This window comes from Streptomyces sp. 2P-4 (genome assembly GCF_030167965.1).
Classification (GTDB): Bacteria; Actinomycetota; Actinomycetes; order Streptomycetales; family Streptomycetaceae; genus Streptomyces; species Streptomyces globosus_A.
Window position 1 is genome coordinate 6,012,289 of sequence record NZ_CP095011.1, and the last position, 18,929, is coordinate 6,031,217.

The following is an 18,929-nucleotide window of genomic DNA, read 5'->3' on the forward strand; positions in this document are numbered from 1 at the left end:
AAGGGGAAGGCCGGGGAAGGACCCTTCCGAGGTGATCATGGCGGGCCGTAGATTCCTGTCCATGACGACGACACCGAAGCCCGCCGCCTCCGACGCCGCCGCTGCGGGGCCCACCGCAGCGCCCGTGAACCCCGTCCTGCGGGTGCCCCCGGCGGCGCCCGCCGCGGCCGCTGCCTACTTCGCCGCCAGCCTTGCCTTCCACGCGGACACGGCCGACGTCGCGGCCGCCTTCCGCGCCCACCGCGAGGAGGGCGCCGACCTGGGCTTCCAGCTGGTCGACTCCCGCTCCACCCCCGCATGGGACCAAGCGCACATCCCGGGCGCCGTCCACCTGCCGACGGCGCTCATCCCCGAACAGGCGGAGCGGGTGCTCGACAAGGCCGTCCCCGTGGTCACGTACTGCTGGGGCCCGGGGTGCAACGGCGGCACCCGTTCCGCTCTCGCCCTCGCCGAACTCGGCTTCCGGGTCAAGGAGATGCTCGGCGGCATCGAGTACTGGATCCGCGAGGGCTTCGAGGTCGAGACCTGGCAGGGCCGGCAGCAGCGGCCCGAAGCCGACCCGCTGACCGCGCCGACCGACTCGGACGACTGCGGCTGCTGAGCCGCCCCCGCCCGGACGGGGCCGCCGCTCCACCGGCGGCCCCGCCGCCGTTACAGACGCGACAGCTCCTCCACCAGGTCGTCCAGGCCCAGCGACCCCTGCGACAGCGCCGCCATGTGCCACGCCTTCAGGTCGAAGGAATCGCCGTGCGCGGCGCGCGCGTTGTCCCGGCCCAGCAGCCAGGCGCGCTCGCCCAGCTTGTAGCCGATCGCCTGCCCCGGCATCGACAGGTAGCGCGTCACCTCGCTCTCGATGAACTCCGCAGGCCGGCTGTTGTGCAGCATGAAGAACTCCTGCGCCAGCTCCACCGTCCACCGCTCGCCCGGGTGGAACGGCGAGTCGGCGGGGATCTCCAGGCCCAGGTGCATGCCGATGTCGACGATGACCCGCGCCGCGCGCATCATCTGGCAGTCCAGGTAGCCCAGGCGCTGCTCGGCGTCCTTGAAGTAGCCCAGCTCGTCCATCAGGCGCTCCGCGTACAGCGCCCAGCCCTCGACGTTGGCGCTGACCATGCCGACACTGGCCTGGTAGCGGGAGAGCCGGTCGGCGACGTGCGTCCACTGCGCCAGCTGCAGGTGGTGGCCCGGAACCCCCTCGTGGTACCAGGTGGAGACCAGGTCGTACACGGGGAAGCGGGTCTGCCCCATCGTCGGCAGCCACGTCCGGCCGGGGCGCGAGAAGTCCTCGGACGGGTTGGTGTAGTACGGGGCCGCCGCACCGCCCGGCGGCGCGATCATCGACTCGACCCGCTTGACCCGCTCGGCGAGTTCGAAGTGGGTGCCGTCCAGGTTCTCGACGGCCTCGTCCATGAGGCCCTGCAGCCAGGCCCGGACCTCCTCGACGCCCTCGACGTGGGTGCCGTGCTCGTCCAGGTGCCGCAGCGCCTCCCACGGGCCCGCGCCCGGCAGGATCCTGGCCGCCTCGGTTTTCATCTCGGCGAGCAGCCGGTGGTACTCCGACCAGCCGTAGGCGTACGCCTCGTCGAGGTCGAGGTCGGTGCCGTTGTAGTAGCGCGACCAGCGGGCGTACCGCTCGCGGCCCACCGCGTCCGGCGCTCCGGCGACCGCCGGGGCGTACACCTGCGCCATCCACGCCTGGAGGTCGGCGACGGCCTCCGTCGCGACGGAGGCCGCCTCCGCAAGCTCGGCGCGCAGCGCCTCGGGGCCGCCGGCGGCGAACTCGCCGAAGAAGCCCGCGGAGCCGTCCTCGTCCTGGCCGGCCCAGGTGGCGAGCTGGTCGATGAACGTGGCCGTGGCGCGGGGGCCGGCGTACAGGCCGCGGTCCAGGCCCAGTTGCAGGCACTCGCGGTAGCCGCCCAGGGCCGCAGGGACCGCCCGCAGGCGCTCGGCGATGGCGGCCCAGTCCTCCTCCGTGTCCGAAGGGGTCAGCGTGAAGACCTCCCGGACGGCGTGCGCGGGGGAGTGGATGTTGCTGACCGTGCGCAGGTCCTCGTCCGCCTCGTACACGGCGAGTTCGGCGGTGAGGCGCTCCCGCAGCAGGCGGGCGCAGCGCCGTTCGGCGTCGCTGTCCGCGCCGGGCATCCGCTCGGCGGCGTCGAGGCGGGCGAGGGTCGTACGGGCCAGGTCGGCGATGGCGGCGCGGCCGGCCGGGGAGAAGTCCGGGAGCCTGCCCGAGCTCGACGCGACACCCAGGTAGGTGCCGGTGATCGGGTCGAGTGCGACGAGGTCGTCGACATAGGCGTCGGCGACCTGGCGCGGCAGCCGGGACGGGATGTCGCTGCGGAGGGTGTCTGACATGCGGACATCTTCGTACGGGGGGCGGCCCCCCGTCACCAGCGTTCGCTGTGGGCCTGTGGACCCCGGCCCGTTGTGCCACGGCCGTGCGCCCGGATCGCCCGTGGCAGCTGCCCGCGTGGACACGGGGCCGGGCGACCGCCGTGACCGGGGGGCCGGGCCTGCCGGGCCGGCAGGCCCGCGGGCGGCGGCCGGCGGGCGGCGGCGCGGCCCCGGCCGTCAGTCCGCCGACCGCTGCTGCGCCTGCGGGAGCGCGGCGGCGAGGAGCGGCTCAAGGCGGGCGGTGATCACGAGGGTGCCGTCCTCGACCTGGTAGTCGAGGGGCAGCCCGAGGCCGCGCATGGCCGCGACCATGCCCGTGTTGGAGGCCTGCGTGACGGCGTAGACGCTGCCGCAGCCCGCCTCGACGGCCATCGCGACGAGCCGCCGAAGCAGTTCGGAGCCGATCCCGCGGCGCTGCCACTCGTCCTCGATCAGCAGGGCGACCTCGGTCTCGTCCCCGTCCCACAGCAGGTGGCCGAGGGCGATGAGCCTGCCGGAGGCTGTGGTCGCGGCCAGCGTGCGGCCGAAGCGCGGGCCGAGCAGGTGGTCGAGGTAGCGGTCGGCGTCGGCGACCGGCCCGTGGTAGCGCAGGCCGAGGGTGCGCTCGGAGCAGCGGTCGTGCATGGCGCGGGCGGCGGCCAGGTCGGAGCCGTCGGCGCGGCGCACGGTGATCTCGTTGCCCTCCGGCAGCGTCAGGACGTCCTGGCTGCGCGGGACGCGCGGGCCGAGCCGGGCGTCCAGTTCGACGAGGGCGCGGGCGCGGGCGAACTCGGTCGGGGTGAAGGGCAGGTGGGGCCGCTCCACGGTGATGGCCCCTCCCGAGGGGTCGCGCAGGCGCATCACCGTGGACTCCAGGACACCCTCGGGCGGCACGTCGGCGTCCGTGTTGGGGCGCCCGGACAGGGTGGTCGCCGGCACGGAGTGGATGGTGCAGCGGCCGAGCAGCCGGCGCAGCGACAGCGGCAGTTCGGCGGCGTCCAGGGCGGTGCGGGTGGCGAGGGCGAGCAGCCGGGTCGGCGGGTCGACCAGGTCGTGGGCATCGGCCCGCTCGATCCAGGTGTCGCGGCCGCCGGCGGCCGCGGCGGCGCGGGTGAGGTCGGCGGACGGCAGCCGGCCGGGCGCGCGCAGCAGGAACTCGTCGACGGTGCCGCCCTCGGGCAGCGGGTGCGTCTGCAGGGTGAGGATGTCCACGCCGGCCCGCGCGAGCGCCGTGCACAGAGCGGCCAGGCTGCCGGGCTCGTCGCGCACGGTGGTCCGCATCCGCCACAGGGCGGCCGCGGCCGCGCCGGACGCGTCCGGCGCGGCCGCCGGCTCCGCAGGGGCCCCGGCGGGCCCCGTATCGGAGGGCGCCGTGCTCGCGGGCGGCGGTGCATGGCCGTGGCGGCGCGCCCACCAGGTGTGGAACGCCGCCGTCAGCACCAGCACCGCGGCCGAGGCGACGAGCAGGGCGGGGCCGCTCGGGCCGTGCACGACGAGGTTGGCGATGCCGTCGGCGACCGCGACGGCGCAGAACAGCGCGGCCAGTTCGACGACGTCGCGGCGCCAGTGGTGGTGGCGGTGGGGGCGGGCGGGGGCGGAGAGCTGTTCAGTCATGCACGCCACTGTGGCGGAGGGGTGTTGCGTGATCACGAACGGTCTGTGTCCGGCTGGTTAAGTGTCTATCTGGCCGATTTCGCCCTGTTTTCGGCGTGACGAAGCCTGCCCCGCCGCGCCGCGCCCCGCCTCAGCCCGTCGCGCGGCCGGTGGTCCGCACGGTGTCGAGAACCACCCGGGCGACCAGCGCGGGGTCGTCGTTCATCGGGACGTGGCCGCAGCCTCGCAGCCGCACCAGCCGGGCGTCGCGGACGACGTGCTTGGCCCGCACCCCCTGGCGGGGCAGGAGCAGCCGGTCCCGCGAGCCCCAGGCGATGGTGACGGGAACGCCCGGGACGTCGTCGGTGAACCGCACCGAGCGGCCCGCCGCAAGCGTCTCCTCGAAGCCGGTTGCCTGGCGCAGGGCCAGCGTCTCGGCGACCACCGCCTCCGGCGAACGGCGTGCGGGGCGGGCGTAGATGGTGCCGGTGAGCGCGGTCCGGCCGGCGGCGCTGTGGGAGAGGCGCTCCAGCGTCGACAGCGGCAGGGCCATCGCGCCGACCCGCATCGCCCGCAGGGTGGCGAAGGCGTACCGGCGCTCGGCCTCGGTCCAGAAGCCGGCCGGGGAGAGGGCCGTGACCGAGCGGGCCAGGCGGTCCCGGCCCATCTCCAGCGCGAGGAGCCCGCCGAGGGAGTTGCCGACGACGTGGGGGCGGTCGGCGCCCAGCACCGAGCAGAGCGAGCCGAGGGCGGCGGCGACGGTCGGCAGGTCGTACGGGACGCCCTCCGGCAGGGGCGCGGAGGTGCCGAAGCCGGGGAGGTCGACGGCGATGACGTCGTGCTCGGCGGCCAGGATGTCGGTGACCGGCTCCCAGGCCTGGAGGTGGTGCCCGATGCCGTGCAGGAGGAGGAGCGGTTCGCCGGAGCCCTTGCGCTCGTAGGCGACGGTGGCGGTGCGGGGGCCCAGGGGTGTGTCGACCGGGAAGGAAACCGTGGCGGTCATGCTGCTCCTCGTCGGGGGAGACGCGTGTGAGACAGGCTGTCAGTAAATGACTACGTCATGATTACCGTCCGGTAAGGCGTCACTACAAGCCTGTGGCGCGGGCGTGTCGGGGCGGAGCCGCAGCGCGGCGTGGCGGACGGCCAACGGCCCGCGGAGGAGCCCCGGATGGCCCGCAGGGGCGGCTCGGGGCGCGCGCGAACATCGCGTGAACGCCGCGATGCGAATGCCCGGTCTGCCCGGGAAAGGGTGGACCATTGGTCTTGACCAAGGTGCCGCACCGTCCTATCGTCGCAGGGATAGTGCAAGAACCTTTAATAAACAAGGGCGCGGAACTGCCGCTGGAACACGGCGATTGCAGCGATGGCAGGAGGAGTCAGGGTGGGGACCACGCAGCCGGAAACGGTGCCGGAGCCGAAGTACTGGCACCTGAAAACCGTCCTGAGCGAGGCACTCGACCGCGATTTCGCCGTCGGTGAGGTCCTGCCGAACGAGCGGGAGCTCGCCGCCCGCTTCGGCGTGGCCCGGGCGACCCTGCGCCAGGCCCTGGAGCAGCTCGAACTCGAAGGCCGCCTGCAGCGCCGCCGCGGCGTCGGCACCACCGTCGCCCCGCCGCGGGTCGGCGTCGCCGTCGGCGGAGCCCGCCAGGGCTGGCCCGGCGAGGGAGCCGACGGCTGGGAGGCCGTGGACGCCGCGGAGGCGCTCCCGCCCGCCGCGGTGGTCGGCCTCCTCGGCGACGCCGCCGAGCAGCCGGTCCACACCGTGCGGCGGACCCGCGTCACGCACGGCCAGTCCGTCGCCGCCGAGCTGCTCTACGTCCCCACCGACTCCGTGCCGGGCCTGTCCGCCATCGACGCCCCGACCGGACCGGCCCGCGCCCGCGCCGTCCTGCGCGAACTCCAGCGGCTCACCCTGGAGGGCCAGGACCGCTCGGTCGAGCTCGGCTCGGCCCGCGCCGACGACGCCAAGGAACTGGACCGCCTGCCCGGCGCCCCCGTCCTCGTGGTCACCACCCGCTACTTCACCGCCGCCGGGACGGCCGCCGTCTCCGTCGCCACCTACCGCGCAGACACCTGCCGCCTCACCTTCGGCGACTCGGGCGTGGAGATCGCCCACGAGGACCGCGCCGCCTCCTGACCCCGTACGGCCACCCCGCTCCCCAGCCCCTGCAGCCCGCCAGGGGGAGCTCCGCGCCCGGAGCGGGGCAGCGGGAGCGGCCGGGAGAGCCGGGCCCCCGATCGCGCCCGGTGCTCTGCCGTACCCCACAACCGGAGGGCAGGACCGGGAGCGGAGGGGCGGGAGAGCCCACAGCCGCCCGCCCGGGGCTCAGCGGCGGCGGGAGGTGACCGACTTCTCCACGGCGAACAGCTCCTCCTCGACCTGGTCCAGCGCCAGCCGCAGGGCGCCGGTCGCCACCGCGGCCTCGCCGAGCAGGGACTGCGCCACCCGCGGCGGACGCAGGCAGTAGCGCTCCAGCTCCCGCCGCAGCGGGTCCAGGACCCCGTCCAGTCCGGCCGCCCAGCCGCCCACGACCACCAGCTCGGGGTCCATGGCCAGCACCAGCGCGGCCACGTCGTGCACGAGCCGCTGGATGAACCGCTCCACCGCGGCCACGGCCCGCTCGTCCCCCCGCCGGGCCATGGCGAACACCTCGGCCACCGCCTGCTCGTCCAACGGGTGCAGCGGCTCGCCCGTCGTCGAGAGCAGCTTCTCGGGCGTCGCCTCCCGCCCCAGCAGGTGCAGCGCACCGATCTCGCCGGCCGCCCCGCCGTACCCGCGGTGCAGCCGTCCGCCGATCAGCGAACCCGCCCCCGGGCTGAGGCCGGCCATCACGAACACCATGTCGTCGGTGTCCTGCGCCGCTCCCTTCCAGTGCTCGGCCAGCGCCGCCGCGTTCGCGTCGTTCTCCACCTGCACCGGGCAGCGGAACGACCTCCGCAGCCGCTCGCCGAGCGGCAGCCCCGTCCACTCCGGCAGGGCGGTGCCCAGGCGCACGGTGCCGTCCGCTTCGACGATCCCCGGACTGCCGACCCCGACCGCACGCAGCGAGTCCCGGGGCACGCCGGCCCGCCGCAGCAGGTCCGCCACCGCCGCACGCACCTTGTCGAGCCGCTCGTCCGCCGGCGCCGTCTCGGCGACGTCCTTCGTACCGGCTCCGATCACGCGGCCGTCCAGCCCGGACAGCAGGACCGCGATCCGGTGCGAGCCGATCTCGATGCCGAGCAGATGCCCCGCCTCGGCCCGGAACCGGAATCGGCGGGCAGGCCGCCCTTGGCGCCTGGCCCCCTCCTCGGCCTCCGCCTCGACGACGAGCCCGGTGCCCATCAGCTGCTCCACGACGCCCTCGACGGTCGGCCGGGAGAGCCCGGTCACCCGCGTGAGGTCGGTGAGCGTCGGCGACTGGGCGGCCCGCAGCGCGCGCAGGACCACGGCCGAATTGATCCGCCGGAGCAGAGAGGGATCCCCGCCGGTCAGCTGCCCCAACGTCTTTCCTCCCAGCCGGCGAGCCTGTCAGCCGGATCGTACTGCCCTCCCGCGGCAGCGGCGAGAAGCGCCCCCTGGCCGCACCTGCCGGAAAGCGACTCCGCCCCCTCAGGTCGGGGCGACGAATCCCGACTCGTACGCCGCGATCACCGCCTGCGTCCGGTCCCGCGCCCCCAGCTTCGCGAGCACCGCACTCACATGCGACTTCACCGTCTCGGCGCCGACGAACATCTCGGCCGCGATCTCCGCGTTCGTCATCCCGCGGGCCATTCGCCGCAGAACTTCCTCCTCCCGTTCCGTCAACGCCGCCCGCTCCAGCCGGGCCCGCGCCGAACTCGTGCCGTACTCCGCGGCGAGCGACCGCACCGCCGCAGGGAAGAGGAGCGTCTCCCCTTCCGCGACCAGCCGCACGGCGTGCACGATCTCGGACGGCCGGGCCCGCTTCAGCAGGAACCCGTCGGCCCCCGCCCGCAGTGCCCGGTACACGTACTCGTCGTTCTCGAAGGTCGTCACCACGAGGATCTTCGGCGGTTCGTCGATGCTCTTCAGCACCGCCTTGGTCGCCTCGATGCCGTCCAGCAGCGGCATCCGCACGTCCATCGCCACCACGTCCGGCCGGAGCTGCCGCACCAGCGGGATCACGGCTGCCCCGTCCGCGGCCTCGCCGACCACCTCGATGTCGGGCTGGGCGTCCAGCACAGCGCGCAGACCTGCGCGTACCAGCGGCTCGTCGTCGACGAGCAGAACCGTGACAGACATCCGCTCAGCCTATTCCCCTCAACGGCAGCCGGGCCCTGACCCTCCACCGCCCTGCATGCGGACCCGTGTCGGCCGTCCCGCCGAGCAGGGCCGCCCGCTGCCGTATGCCCCGCAGCCCACTCCCGCTCCCGCCGGGGCCCGGCCCGGCCGCCTCCGCATCCGCCGGCAGCGGATTGCTCACCTCCAACTCCACTCCTCTCTGCGTCACTTCCACCCGGACCCTCACCGGGACCGGTCCGCAATGCCGCAGCACGTTCGTGAGTGCCTCCTGCAGGATCCGGTACGCCTCCTGGGAAACGGGCCCCGGCAGCGACTCCAGCGGCCCGGCCAGCTCCGCGTCCACCACCGCGCCCGAGGCCTTCGTGGACTCCAGCAGCCGGCCGGCGTCCGCGAGGGTCGGACGCTGGGACGGCCGGGGTCCCGAATGCCGCAGCACCACCAGCACGCGCTCCAAGTCCTCCAGGGCCGCACGCCCCGTCTCCTCGATGGCATCCAACGCCCGCTCGGTGAAGGCAGGATCGCCCGCGGTGCGGGCCGCCCCGGCCTGAACCACCGCCACGGTCAGCGCGTGCCCGATCGTGTCGTGCAGCTCCCGCGCGATCCGCGTGCGCTCCAGCAACTGCTCGGTCCGCTCCTCCAGGACGGACAGCCGGTCCGCGGTCGACGGCCCCAGGAGCCGCACCGCCACGCCGGTGACCAGGTCGCCCATCAGGTGCACAACCGTGACCAGCGCCAGCGGAGGCAGCGGGACGAGCAGGGCAGCCAGCCAGCGCGGCGGCACCACCGGCAGCAGCTCCGCGTCCGAGAGGGAGAAGCCGAGGGCGACGGCGAGCAGTTCGACGGTGGCCATCGCGAGAACCACGGTTGCGAACATCGCTGCGGCCGCCAGCAGCATGCGCACCTCCAGCCACAGGACCGTCCGCCACCGGTCCCTCCACCGCTTCGACGGCGACGCTGCTATGGCGCCCTCGCCGGAGCTCCATTCGTCCGGTGTGAGCAGGAAACGGGCCTGCAAACCCTCGGCCATCCGCACCCGCGGCAGCAGACCGAGCGGCGCGATCAGCAGGGCGGGCACCCACAGGTGCCGCGGGTCTATGAACCCCCACAGCGCCACCAGCAGCATGGGCACGCACAGGTGCAACCAGCGCGAGTAGGTGAGCGGTTGGAGAGGCGCCCTGATCAGTCGGTTCATGGCCCCATCGTGTCAGCGGGCGAGCACGCGGCTCCTCCCCCGCACGGGGGAGACGGTCCCCCCGCGCGGGGGAGGACCGAGGACGCCGGCCGCGGCGAGCCTTGAGGCATGAACACGATCCACATCCGGGCACTGACCAAGGAATACGGCGCGAAGACGGCCGTGGACAAGCTCACCTTCGATGTCCTTCCCGGCCGGGTGACGGGCTTCCTCGGCCCCAACGGCGCCGGAAAGTCGACCACCCTCCGGCTTCTGCTGGGCCTTGACCGGGCGACGTCCGGCACGGCCACCGTCGGCGGCCACCGGTACACCGACCTCGAACAGCCCCTCCTGCGCGTCGGTGCTCTCCTCGACGCCCACGCCGCGCACGGCTCGCGGACCGCCCGCAGCCACCTGCGCGCACTGGCAGCCGCCAACCGCATCCCGGCGCGACGGGTGGAAGAGGTGCTGGAGCAGACGGGCATAGCGGCCGCCGCCGGCCGGAGGATCAAGACGTACTCGCTGGGGATGCGACAGCGGCTCGGCATAGCGGCCGCCCTCCTCGGCGACCCGGGCGTCATCCTGCTCGACGAGCCCGCCAACGGCCTCGACCCGGAGGGCATCATCTGGATCCGGGAGCTGATGCGCGGCCTCGCCGCAGAGGGCCGGACCGTGCTCGTCTCCAGCCACCTGATGTCGGAGACCGCAGCCTTCGCCGACCACCTCGTCATCCTGGGCCGGGGCAGGCTGCTCGCCGATACGCCGACTGCGGCGTTCATCGAGGAGCGCAGCACGCCGCGCGTCCGGCTGCGGACCTCGGAGCCAGGCCGCCTGCGGGCGGCGCTCGCCGAAGCCGGCCTGGAGCCGGTTGAGGGCGCGGGCCACTGGACCGTCGAAGGGGCCCGGGCGGAGCGGATCGGAGCACTCGCAGCCCGCGAGGGCGTACCCGTGCTCGAACTGGCCGACGAGCAGGTCTCGCTGGAGCAGGCCTATCTCGACCTCACCGCGGACCACGCCGAATTCACCTCCAACCCCTGACACCGCCCCCTGCACCTGAGGAGACCTGCCGTGTACGGAACCGCACTGCCCACCCGACCCGCCCTGCACGCGGAATGGATCAAGATACGGTCGCTCCGGGGCACCGTCGGGGCCCTGACCGCGATATTCGTCGCCACTGCCGGCATTCAGGCGCTGTCGGCCGCCGCAGGCACCGTCGAGGACGGCAGCCTGGGCGACGACCCCCTGCTCGCCGCCTTCTTCGGCATCAATTTCGGCCAGATCGCCGCCATGGCCTTCGGTGCGAGCGCCTTCGCCGCCGAGTTCCACAACGGCGGACTGCGCGTCTCCCTCGCCTCCGTGCCCAACCGCACCCGGTTCTACCTCTCCAAAGCGGCCGTGGTCGGGGCCTTGGCCCTTGCTGTCGGCCTGGCCGCGGGGCTTGCCTCCTTCGCGGCCGGGCAGGCGCTCGGCGGGGCGTCCGCGCTGGGATGGGGCACATCCGGCGCGGGCCGGGCCATCGTCGGCAGCGGCCTCTACCTGATGGTGATGGCGCTCTTCGCGGCCGGCCTCACGGCGGTCCTGCGCAGCGGCACCCTCGTACTGGGCCTGCTCATACCACTGGTCCTCGTCGTCTCGTTCGTCATGGGCGGGCTCGTGGGCGGACCGGCGCAGTACCTGCCGGACCGCGCCGGGCAGATGGTGCTGCGGAGCGTGGAGCACGGGGCACTCGGTCCGTGGACCGGGCTTGGTGTGAGTGCGCTGTGGGCGCTCGCCGCCCTGGCCGGGGGCTGCCTGGCGGTCCGCCGCAGGGACGCCTGACCGGACATGACAGCACGCCAGTTGTCAGTGTCGGCTCGGATACTGACGGCATGACCACGGCAGAGCATCTCGACACCATCGACCGGCTCCGCTTCCAGGGGTTTCCCGAGACGGGTGTGCGGTCCGGGGCCGTGACCAGCGGGCCCGGCTACCACCTGGCCGAGCTCGGCCCGAGCCGCTGGTACGGCGACGAGGACGCAGCAGACCGCGCGGCGCACGAGGACCAACTGGCCGCGGAGTACGGGGCGCTGGTCCGGCTGCTGGAGGACCGCTGGGGCGCCTCCGACATGTTCAGCCTGGCCGGGCTGCGGCTGAAAGAGGGGGGCGGGGAAACCGCCGAGCCCTGGCGGGAGATAGGCAGCACCGCCGACCACCTGCACCTGTGGCGGGCCGGGGACCGGTGGGTCGCCGTGTACGCGGCCCACTGGGGGGCCGACCACTCGCCGCAGCTGATGGCGGCGGTCACGGTGGTCGACCCGCCCTAGCTTCCGCGAGGGGCAGAGGCCGGGGTGCTTCTCGGGTCCTCCGGGGTCCGCTCGGTGGCGTGCCTCGCCAGCTCGGCCCGGAGGTCGTCCGGGGAGAGTGCCCGCAGTTCACCGATGGACCGGTTCCATGAGTCGGCGGCCTGTTCCACCGCGGACCGGAAGCCTTGCTGCACCCGGCGCCCGGCCACCGCCAGGGCGATGGCGGCGACCGGCCGCAGCAACCGGCGCCCGCGCACGGTGAGGGTGACGTCCACCTGCCAGCGTCCGCCGTCCGCCCGCCGCGGCCGCAGCGACAGATGCGCCTTGCCCAGCGGGTGCTTGAGCCGTGCCGTCACCGGGGCACGCGCCGCGGGCGGGGTGCCGGAGGGGAGGCAGGCCGCCGCCCACCATGCGGCCAGGTCGAGCCGGGCCTTACCCGACCCGCGGCGCAGCGCCCCCGAACCCTCCGGGCCCCGCACCCGGCCTTCGGCCTCCAGCAGCCGCGGCCGGTCGGGGGTGCACAGTCGCAGAGCCATCCACGCCGTCACATCGTCCGAGACGAGGCGCTGCTCCAGGGCGATCGCGCTGTGGCGCCGCCACTCGCGAACGAGGACGGTCACCTGGTCCGCGGTACCGGCCTCCCACAGCTCGTACCGCGCGCCGGGCCGCAGATGCCGCCCCCTGACCAGTCGCATGTCGGGGACCGGCCGCCCGTCTGCCAGAACGACCTCCTGCCCGTCGGCCCGGGTGGAGGCGGCGAAGTCGAGGACCAGCCGGGTGAGCGCCTGGAGCCGGTGGGGTTCCAGAGCGAGGACGGAGACGGAGTGTCGGAGAACGGTCATGCGGCCCTCCCTCGGAGTCACACCATACGAGTCGCAACACCATACGAGTCGACGGGCCGCGGCGGGCGAGGGACAGAACAGCTAGCGCTGTGTTCCGTCGTCGGGTGCGGGGGATTCGGCGGCGGCGCGGAGGCGGGCGAACTCGGCGGCCATGGTCTCCGCCGTCCAGTGGGCGTTGAGTCCGCTCGGGTTGGGGAGGGCCCAGATGCGGGTGCGGCCGATGGTCCGCTCCTGCGGGCCGATGAGCGCCTTCCGCTCGTTGAAGGCGGTGCGGTAGGCGGTGACACCGACGACGGCCAGCCACTGCGGGCGCAGCCGCTCGACCTTGTCGGTCAGGATCCGGCCGCCCTCGACGAGCTCCTGTGCGGTCAGCTCGTCGGCGCGGGCCGTGGCCCGGGCGACGACGTTCGTGATGCCGAGCCGGTAGGCGAGCAGCTCCTGCTGTTCCGCCGGTGCCAGGCGGCGCGGGGTGAAGCCGGACAGGTGCAGGACCGGCCAGAAGCGGTTGCCGGGGCGGGCGAAGTGGTGGCCCGTCGCGGCGGAGAGGAGGCCGGGGTTGATACCGCAGAACAGCACGCGCAGGCCGCCCGCGACCACGTCGGGGACAACGCGGTCGCGGGCGGCCTGGAGCTCCTCGGGGGTCAGAGGATCGACCCCGGGGCGTACCCGGCGGCCTCCGGGTACTGCTTCGCGATGTCCTCGACGCGGGCCACGATCGTCGCGACCTGGTCGCCGGCTGCTCCCGTGAAGGACAGCTTGTCGGCCATCAGGGCGTCGAGCTGGGCCCGGTCCAGCGGCATCCGGTCGTCGGCGGCCAGCTTGTCCAGCAGCTCGTTCCGCTCGGCGCCCTGCTCGCGCATGGCGAGCGCGGAGGCCACCGCGTGCTCCTTGATGACCTCGTGGGCGGCCTCGCGGCCGACGCCCGCCCGCACCGCGCCCATCAGGACCTTGGTCGTCGCGAGGAACGGCAGGTAACGGTCCAGCTCGCGGGCGACCACGGCGGGGAAGGCGCCGAACTCGTCGAGGACCGTCAGGAAGGTCTCCAGCAGGCCGTCGAAGGCGAAGAACGCGTCGGGGAGCGCGACGCGGCGGACCACGGAGCAGGACACGTCGCCCTCGTTCCACTGGTCGCCGGCGAGTTCGCCGGTCATCGAGGCGTAGCCGCGCAGGATGACCATCAGGCCGTTGACGCGCTCGCAGGAGCGGGTGTTCATCTTGTGCGGCATCGCGGAGGAGCCGACCTGGCCCGGCTTGAAGCCCTCGGTGACGAGCTCGTGGCCGGCCATGAGCCGGATCGTCTTCGCGATCGAGGACGGCGCCGCGGCCAGCTGGACGAGCGCGGTGACCACGTCGTAGTCGAGGGAACGGGGGTAGACCTGGCCGACCGAGGTGAAGGCCTGGGCGAAGCCGAGGTGGGCGGCGATCCGCTGCTCCAGGTCGGCGAGCTTCGCGGCGTCGCCGCCGAGGAGGTCGAGCATGTCCTGGGCGGTGCCGACGGGGCCCTTGATCCCGCGCAGCGGGTAGCGGCCGATCAGGTCCTCCAGGCGGTCGAACGCGACCAGCAGCTCGTCGGCCGCGGTGGCGAAGCGCTTGCCCAGGGTGGTCGCCTGCGCGGCGACGTTGTGGGAGCGGCCGGCCATGACCAGCTCGGCGTGCTCGCCGGCCAGTCGGCCCAGGCGGGCGAGGACGGCCACCGTGCGGTCGCGGGCCAGTTCGAGGGAGAGCCGGATCTGGAGCTGCTCGACGTTCTCGGTCAGGTCGCGGGAGGTCATGCCCTTGTGGACGTGCTCGTGGCCGGCGAGGGCGTTGAACTCCTCGATCCGGGCCTTCACGTCGTGCCGGGTGACCTTCTCGCGCTCGGCGATCGAAGCGAGGTCGACGTCCTCCAGGACGCGCTCGTAGTCGGCGAGGGCGGCGTCGGGGACGTCGATGCCGAGGTCCTTCTGGGCGCGCAGCACGGCGAGCCACAGCCGCCGCTCCAGCGTGACCTTGTACTCGGGGGACCACAGGACGGCGAGCTCCGGGGAAGCGTAGCGGCCGGCCAGGACATTGGGGATGCGGGGCTTGGCTGTCACGTAAAGGGATTCTACTTGGGGAGGTGCTGTGCGTTTGCGCAGGTAGGGACCCCGTCCCGGTTTGTGCCTTGCTACGAGGGCCGCTCGGCCGCGGCCGCCTCGTACGGGGCCAGCTCCGGGCGCTTCGCGGGCAGGCCGTCCCCGGAGGAGCGGCCCGTCAGGCGGCGGCCGATCCACGGCAGCAGGTGCCGCCGGGCGAACCCCAGGTCCTGCGAGCGGCGGGCCGCCCAGCCCGGCAGCACCGCGGGCGGCAGGCCCGCCTGCCAGTCCTCCTCGGCAGGCAGCCCCAGGGACTGCCACACCGCCTCGGCGACCCTGCGGTGCCCCTCCGAGGTCAGGTGCAGCCGGTCGGCGTCCCACATGCGGGGGTCGCCGAGGACCTCCGCGCCGTACAGGTCGACGACGACGGCGCCGTGCCGGGCGGCGATCTCCTCGACGATGCCGAAGAGCTGCTCCATCCGCGGGCGGAACCGCTCCATCACCGGGCCGTTCCGGCCGGGGGAGCGCATCAGCACCAGCGTCCGGCACGAGGGGGCGAGGAGGTCGGCGGCCTCTTCGAGGTGGCCGCGGACCCTGCCCATGTCGACCTTGGGCCGCAGGGCGTCGTTGAGCCCGCCGACGAGAGTCACCACGTCCGCCCGCATCGCCGCCGCGGCCGGGGCCTGCTCGGCGGCGATCTGGCCGATCAGCTTCCCGCGGACTGCGAGGTTGGCGTAGCGGAAGCCCGGCTCGCGCGCTGCGAGCCGGGCGGCCAGCAGATCCGCCCAGCCCCGGTAGGAGCCGTCCGGCCGCAGGTCGGACATGCCCTCGGTGAAGGAGTCGCCGACCGCGACGAAGCTCGTGTAAGACGCATTGATCCCCATGGCGCTGCGAGCCTACCGTGCGGTAGCCCCGGGGTGCCGGGCACCCCGGGGCCAGGTCAGGCGGAGGCGGGGCGGCCGAACAGCTCGCGCAGGACGTCCTCCATCGTCACCAGGCCGGTCATCGTTCCGTCCGCGCCCAGGACGGCCGCCAGGTGTGTGCGGCTGCGCCGCATCGCGGTCAGCACGTCGTCCAGCGGGGTGTCCGCCCGGACCTGGGCGATGGCGCGCAGCGCCGCCGGCGGGAACGGCCGGTCCCGCTCCGGCCCGTCCGCGTCCAGCGCGTCCTTGACGTGCAGGTAGCCCAGGATCCGGGCCTGCGCGTCGACGACCGGGAAGCGGGAGTAGCCCGAGCAGGCCGACAGCCCCTCCAGGCCCGCCGGGGTGATCCCCAGCTTGGCGGCGACGACCCGGTCCGACGGCAGGACGACGTCCCTGACGGGCCGGCGGCCCAGCTCCAGGGCGTCATGCAGGCGCTCGCTCGCACGGTCGTCGATCAGGCCGGCCTCGCTGGAGTCCTTGACGATCTGCGCCAGCTCGTCGTCGGAGAACGTCGCCGACACCTCGTTCTTGGCGTCGACCCGCAGCAGGCGCAGCAGCAGGTTCGCGAAGGCGTTGATCGCGAAGATCACCGGGCGGAGCGCCCGGGTCAGCGCCACCAGCGGCGGCCCGAGGAGCAGGGCCGTCCGCACCGGCTCGGACAGCGCCACGTTCTTCGGGAGCATCTCGCCGAAGAGCATGTGCAGGTACGTCGCCAGGGTGAGCGCGATCACGAACGAGATCGCGTGGACCAGCCCGGAGGGCACGCCGGCGAGCTCGAAGACCGGCTCCAGCAGGTGCGCGATGGCGGGCTCGGCGACCGCGCCGAGCACCAGCGTGCACAGCGTGATGCCCAGCTGGGCCGCGGCCATCAGCGCCGACACGTGCTCCAGGCCCCACAGGACGGCCCGGGCCCGCCGGTCCCCCTGCTCGGCGTGCGGCTCGATCTGGCTGCGCCGGACCGAGATGAGGGCGAACTCGGCGCCGACGAAGAAGGCGTTCACGACGAGGGTCGCGAGGCCGATGAGGAGTTGCAGCAGGGTCATCGTGCGGTCTCCCCGCCCTCGTCGGCCGCGGCGTCGCGGGAGCCGTCCGGTGCGTGCAGCAGCACCCGCGCGGCCCTGCGCCCGCTCGCGTCGACCACGTCGAGCCGCCAGCCGTGCAGGTCCAGGCTGTCGCCGACGGCCGGGATCCGGCCGAGGCCGGTCGCCATCAGCCCGGCCAGCGTCTCGTACGGGCCGTCCGGTACGCGCAGCCCGATCCGCCGCAGCTGGTCGGTGCGGGCGGAGCCGTCCGCCGAGTACAGCTCGCGCCCGGCGCCGTCCCGCCCGGCCGGGGCCAGGTCCGGGGTCTCGTGCGGGTCGTGCTCGTCGCGGACCTCGCCGACGACCTCCTCGACGATGTCCTCCAGGGTGGCCACCCCGGCCGTGCCGCCGTACTCGTCGATGACGACGGCCATCGTCTGCTTCCCGGACAGCCGGTCCAGCAGCCGGTCCACGGTCAGGGACTCCGGTACGAACAGGGGGGCGCGCAGCAGCTGCGAGACGGGGCGGCGGTGGCGCTCCTCGGCCGGGAGGGCGAGGACGTCCTTGATGTGGACGGTGCCCACGACGGAGTCGAGGCTGCCGCGGTAGACCGGGAAGCGCGACAGCCCGGTCGCCAGCGTCGCGTTGGCGACGTCCTCGGCGGTGGTCTGCAGCTCCAGGGCGGTGACCTGTACACGCGGGGTCATCACGTTCTCCGCGGTCAGGTCGGCCAGGTTGAGGGTCCGCACGAACAGCTCGGCGGTGTCCCGCTCCAGCGCGCCCTCCTTCGCCGAGTGCCGGGCCAGCGCCACCAGCTCCTGCGGGCTGCGGGCGGAGGCCAGCTCCTCGGCCGGCTCCATGCCGAGCCGGTGCACCATGTGGTTCGCGGTGGTGTTCAGGTGGCTGATGAACGGCCGGAAGATCCGGCTGAAGACCCGCTGCATCGTCGCCACGCGCTTGGCCACGGCCAGCGGTGAGGAGATCGCCCAGTTCTTCGGCACCAGCTCGCCCACCACCATCAGCAAGACGGTCGAGACGGCCGTGCCGAGGACGAGGGCGGTGGAGGAGGCGGCGCCGGGCGGCAGGCCCATCGCCTCGAAGGGGCCCCGGAGCAGGGCGGCGATGGACGGCTCGGAGAGCATGCCGATGATCAGGCCGGTCACCGTGATGCCGAGCTGCGCTCCGGAGAGCTGGAACGTCAGGCTGCGTACGGCGGACAGTGCGCTGTCGGCGCCGCGCTCGCCGCGCTCGACGGCGCGTTCGAGTTCGCTGCGCTCGACCGTGGTCAGGGAGAACTCGGCCGCCACGAACACCCCGCAGGCAAGGCAGAGCAACAGCGCCACGACGAGCAGGAGCACTTCGGTCATCGGTCCGTCACCTCCGTTCCATGATCGGACAGGCGGAGGGGCAGCGCGCGACGTCGGCTACCGGGGGGCTCGCCCATGGGCGGACGCTCACACCTTTCGTCGGGAGTGCCGGTCGGAACCGCCGGGCGGCGGTTCGTCCGAGGCGGCCGCCGGGGCGGACGGCCCGGGCCGCGGCTCTGCCAACCATGGTAAAGGGCCGGCAAAATGGCGTGCTGCCCGTGTACGGGAGCCCGCGCGCGGGGCGGTTCCGGCGCGGGCGGCGGCGGGCGGCCCCGTCTCAGGCCGTCGGCATCCCCGCCTCAGGCAGCCGGCGCCCCGCCCGCGGCGGCCACCGGGGCGGGCGCCCAGGCGGCCTGGAAGTCCTCCGCGGACCAGGTGCCCGCCAGCGCCGGCGCGAGCCAGCCCGGCGCCGCCGCCCGGAACTCCGCCGGAGCCAGTGCCCCGGAGCCCTCGGGGACCGCGCCGAGCAGCGGCAGCCCGGAGGAGGACGGGAGGTCGGCCAGGTTGCAGCGGCAGGCCAGGTCGGGGGCGGCGGGCCAGCTGCCCACCACGACACCGAGCGCGGACAGTCCGCGGGCCCGCAGCGCCTCCGCGGTCAGCGTCGTCGCGTTCAGCGTGCCGAGCGCCGCGGGCGCGACGACCAGCACCGGAGCCCCGAGGAGCGCCGCCGCGTCGGCCAGGGTGCGCCCCGCCGGGTCGAAGCGGACCAGCAGCCCTCCCGCACCCTCCACCAGCACCAGGTCGTGCGAGGCGGCGAGCTTGCCCGCGGCCTCCGCGACCTCCTCGGGCGTCACGGCCGCCATCCCGGCCCGCCGGGCCGCAGTGTCCGGAGCGAGCGGCTCCGGGTACCGGGCCAGTTCGACGGCCGTCACGTGCGGGCCGGCCAGCCGGGCCGCCTCGGCGGCGTCCCCCGGAGCCCCCGGCTCCAGGCCGGTCTGGGCGGGCTTCAGGACGGCGACGGAACGGCCCTCGGCGGCGGCCGCGGCGGCGAGGGCCGCCGTCACCACCGTCTTGCCGATCTCCGTACCCGTCCCGGACACCACGATCACGCCCATC

Annotated in this window: 18 protein-coding genes; 5 read left to right on the top strand and 13 right to left on the bottom strand. The window is 74.3% G+C overall.

Translation table 11 applies throughout. The features are described 5' to 3' along the window. Positions 1 to 61 precede the first annotated feature (61 nt). Entirely contained in the window at positions 62 to 601 is a 540-nt protein-coding gene (locus tag MUK52_RS26745; RefSeq protein ID WP_284580752.1) for a rhodanese-like domain-containing protein, read from the top strand. Between the two features lie 50 nt (positions 602 to 651). Here MUK52_RS26745 and MUK52_RS26750 read toward each other — a convergent pair whose 3' ends face one another. The 3 genes from MUK52_RS26750 to MUK52_RS26760 form a co-directional block, all read right to left on the bottom strand. Continuing rightward, a complete protein-coding gene (locus MUK52_RS26750) occupies positions 652 to 2,358 on the bottom strand; it encodes a DUF885 domain-containing protein (RefSeq protein WP_284580754.1) in 1,707 nt (568 codons plus the stop codon). A gap of 216 nt (positions 2,359 to 2,574) precedes the next feature. Then, positions 2,575 to 3,990: a GNAT family N-acetyltransferase gene (locus tag MUK52_RS26755; protein WP_284580757.1), complete on the bottom strand. Its 1,416-nt coding sequence runs from the start codon at positions 3,988 to 3,990 to the stop codon at positions 2,575 to 2,577. A 130-nt stretch (positions 3,991 to 4,120) separates the two neighbouring features. Next, entirely contained in the window at positions 4,121 to 4,972 is an 852-nt protein-coding gene (locus MUK52_RS26760; RefSeq protein WP_114056574.1) for an alpha/beta fold hydrolase, read from the bottom strand. Between the two features lie 378 nt (positions 4,973 to 5,350). On the opposite strand from MUK52_RS26760, the gene MUK52_RS26765 reads away from it, so the two are divergent. Further along, positions 5,351 to 6,106 (top strand): GntR family transcriptional regulator, encoded by a 756-nt coding sequence (locus tag MUK52_RS26765; RefSeq protein WP_284580760.1) that lies wholly within the window; start codon positions 5,351 to 5,353, stop codon positions 6,104 to 6,106. 189 nt (positions 6,107 to 6,295) lie between these two features. Here the strand turns inward: MUK52_RS26765 and MUK52_RS26770 are convergent, their stop codons facing one another. The 3 genes from MUK52_RS26770 to MUK52_RS26780 all read right to left on the bottom strand — a co-directional run bounded on the left by MUK52_RS26770 (position 6,296) and on the right by MUK52_RS26780 (position 9,404). Then, positions 6,296 to 7,453: an ROK family transcriptional regulator gene (locus MUK52_RS26770; RefSeq protein ID WP_114056572.1), complete on the bottom strand. Its 1,158-nt coding sequence runs from the start codon at positions 7,451 to 7,453 to the stop codon at positions 6,296 to 6,298. 108 nt (positions 7,454 to 7,561) lie between these two features. After that, positions 7,562 to 8,212 carry a response regulator transcription factor gene (locus MUK52_RS26775; RefSeq protein ID WP_114056571.1) on the bottom strand — a complete coding sequence of 217 codons (651 nt, stop codon included), beginning with the start codon at positions 8,210 to 8,212 and terminating at the stop codon, positions 7,562 to 7,564. 4 nt (positions 8,213 to 8,216) lie between these two features. Continuing rightward, complete coding sequence (locus MUK52_RS26780; RefSeq protein ID WP_114056570.1) at positions 8,217 to 9,404, bottom strand: sensor histidine kinase; 1,188 nt, start codon at positions 9,402 to 9,404, stop codon at positions 8,217 to 8,219. Between the two features lie 108 nt (positions 9,405 to 9,512). Here MUK52_RS26780 and MUK52_RS26785 point away from each other — a divergent pair, with 108 nt between their 5' ends. From MUK52_RS26785 to MUK52_RS26795, 3 genes are read left to right on the top strand one after another with little or no spacing between them, the layout of a single operon-like run. Further along, entirely contained in the window at positions 9,513 to 10,421 is a 909-nt protein-coding gene (locus tag MUK52_RS26785; RefSeq protein ID WP_114056569.1) for an ATP-binding cassette domain-containing protein, read from the top strand. A gap of 30 nt (positions 10,422 to 10,451) precedes the next feature. Further along, positions 10,452 to 11,201, top strand: a complete 750-nt coding sequence (locus tag MUK52_RS26790) for an ABC transporter permease (RefSeq protein ID WP_284580767.1) — start codon at positions 10,452 to 10,454, stop codon at positions 11,199 to 11,201. A 50-nt stretch (positions 11,202 to 11,251) separates the two neighbouring features. Beyond that, the gene (locus tag MUK52_RS26795) at positions 11,252 to 11,686 is read left to right on the top strand and encodes a hypothetical protein (RefSeq protein ID WP_114056568.1); all 435 of its coding nucleotides are present in this window, start codon (positions 11,252 to 11,254) and stop codon (positions 11,684 to 11,686) included. Here MUK52_RS26795 and MUK52_RS26800 read toward each other — a convergent pair. From MUK52_RS26800 to bioD, 7 genes are all read right to left on the bottom strand, one after another. Continuing rightward, positions 11,683 to 12,507: a hypothetical protein gene (locus MUK52_RS26800; protein ID WP_162793269.1), complete on the bottom strand. Its 825-nt coding sequence runs from the start codon at positions 12,505 to 12,507 to the stop codon at positions 11,683 to 11,685. The genes MUK52_RS26795 and MUK52_RS26800 overlap by 4 nt on opposite strands. Before the next feature lie 81 nt (positions 12,508 to 12,588). Then, on the bottom strand, positions 12,589 to 13,152 hold the full coding sequence (mug, locus tag MUK52_RS26805) for a G/U mismatch-specific DNA glycosylase (RefSeq protein ID WP_284581783.1): 564 nt from the start codon (positions 13,150 to 13,152) through the stop codon (positions 12,589 to 12,591). After that, positions 13,149 to 14,582: an adenylosuccinate lyase gene (gene purB / locus MUK52_RS26810; protein ID WP_114056566.1), complete on the bottom strand. Its 1,434-nt coding sequence runs from the start codon at positions 14,580 to 14,582 to the stop codon at positions 13,149 to 13,151. Before purB ends, mug begins: the two co-directional genes overlap by 4 nt. Positions 14,583 to 14,653: 71 nt before the next feature. Then, positions 14,654 to 15,445: an SGNH/GDSL hydrolase family protein gene (locus MUK52_RS26815; RefSeq protein ID WP_114056565.1), complete on the bottom strand. Its 792-nt coding sequence runs from the start codon at positions 15,443 to 15,445 to the stop codon at positions 14,654 to 14,656. A gap of 56 nt (positions 15,446 to 15,501) precedes the next feature. Then, positions 15,502 to 16,527, bottom strand: coding sequence for a hemolysin family protein (locus tag MUK52_RS26820; protein WP_284580770.1), 1,026 nt, complete (start codon positions 16,525 to 16,527; stop codon positions 15,502 to 15,504). After that, the gene (locus MUK52_RS26825; RefSeq protein WP_284580773.1) at positions 16,524 to 17,873 is read right to left on the bottom strand and encodes a hemolysin family protein; all 1,350 of its coding nucleotides are present in this window, start codon (positions 17,871 to 17,873) and stop codon (positions 16,524 to 16,526) included. Before MUK52_RS26825 ends, MUK52_RS26820 begins: the two co-directional genes overlap by 4 nt. Positions 17,874 to 18,172: 299 nt before the next feature. Further along, the gene (gene bioD / locus MUK52_RS26830) at positions 18,173 to 18,928 is read right to left on the bottom strand and encodes a dethiobiotin synthase (RefSeq protein ID WP_284580775.1); all 756 of its coding nucleotides are present in this window, start codon (positions 18,926 to 18,928) and stop codon (positions 18,173 to 18,175) included. Between the last annotated feature and the right edge of the window lies 1 nt (position 18,929).

Coding starts and splice junctions, on each gene's coding strand:
- MUK52_RS26815 (WP_114056565.1), bottom strand. CDS start 15,445: ATGGGGATCAATGCGTCTTACACGAGCTTCGTCGCGGTCGGCGACTCC.
- MUK52_RS26755 (WP_284580757.1), bottom strand. CDS start 3,990: ATGACTGAACAGCTCTCCGCCCCCGCCCGCCCCCACCGCCACCACCAC.
- MUK52_RS26800 (WP_162793269.1), bottom strand. CDS start 12,507: ATGACCGTTCTCCGACACTCCGTCTCCGTCCTCGCTCTGGAACCCCAC.
- MUK52_RS26745 (WP_284580752.1), top strand. CDS start 62: ATGACGACGACACCGAAGCCCGCCGCCTCCGACGCCGCCGCTGCGGGG.
- MUK52_RS26820 (WP_284580770.1), bottom strand. CDS start 16,527: ATGACCCTGCTGCAACTCCTCATCGGCCTCGCGACCCTCGTCGTGAAC.
- MUK52_RS26775 (WP_114056571.1), bottom strand. CDS start 8,212: ATGTCTGTCACGGTTCTGCTCGTCGACGACGAGCCGCTGGTACGCGCA.
- MUK52_RS26795 (WP_114056568.1), top strand. CDS start 11,252: ATGACCACGGCAGAGCATCTCGACACCATCGACCGGCTCCGCTTCCAG.
- MUK52_RS26825 (WP_284580773.1), bottom strand. CDS start 17,873: ATGACCGAAGTGCTCCTGCTCGTCGTGGCGCTGTTGCTCTGCCTTGCC.
- bioD (WP_284580775.1), bottom strand. CDS start 18,928: ATGGGCGTGATCGTGGTGTCCGGGACGGGTACGGAGATCGGCAAGACG.
- MUK52_RS26780 (WP_114056570.1), bottom strand. CDS start 9,404: ATGAACCGACTGATCAGGGCGCCTCTCCAACCGCTCACCTACTCGCGC.
- MUK52_RS26750 (WP_284580754.1), bottom strand. CDS start 2,358: ATGTCAGACACCCTCCGCAGCGACATCCCGTCCCGGCTGCCGCGCCAG.
- MUK52_RS26760 (WP_114056574.1), bottom strand. CDS start 4,972: ATGACCGCCACGGTTTCCTTCCCGGTCGACACACCCCTGGGCCCCCGC.
- MUK52_RS26785 (WP_114056569.1), top strand. CDS start 9,513: ATGAACACGATCCACATCCGGGCACTGACCAAGGAATACGGCGCGAAG.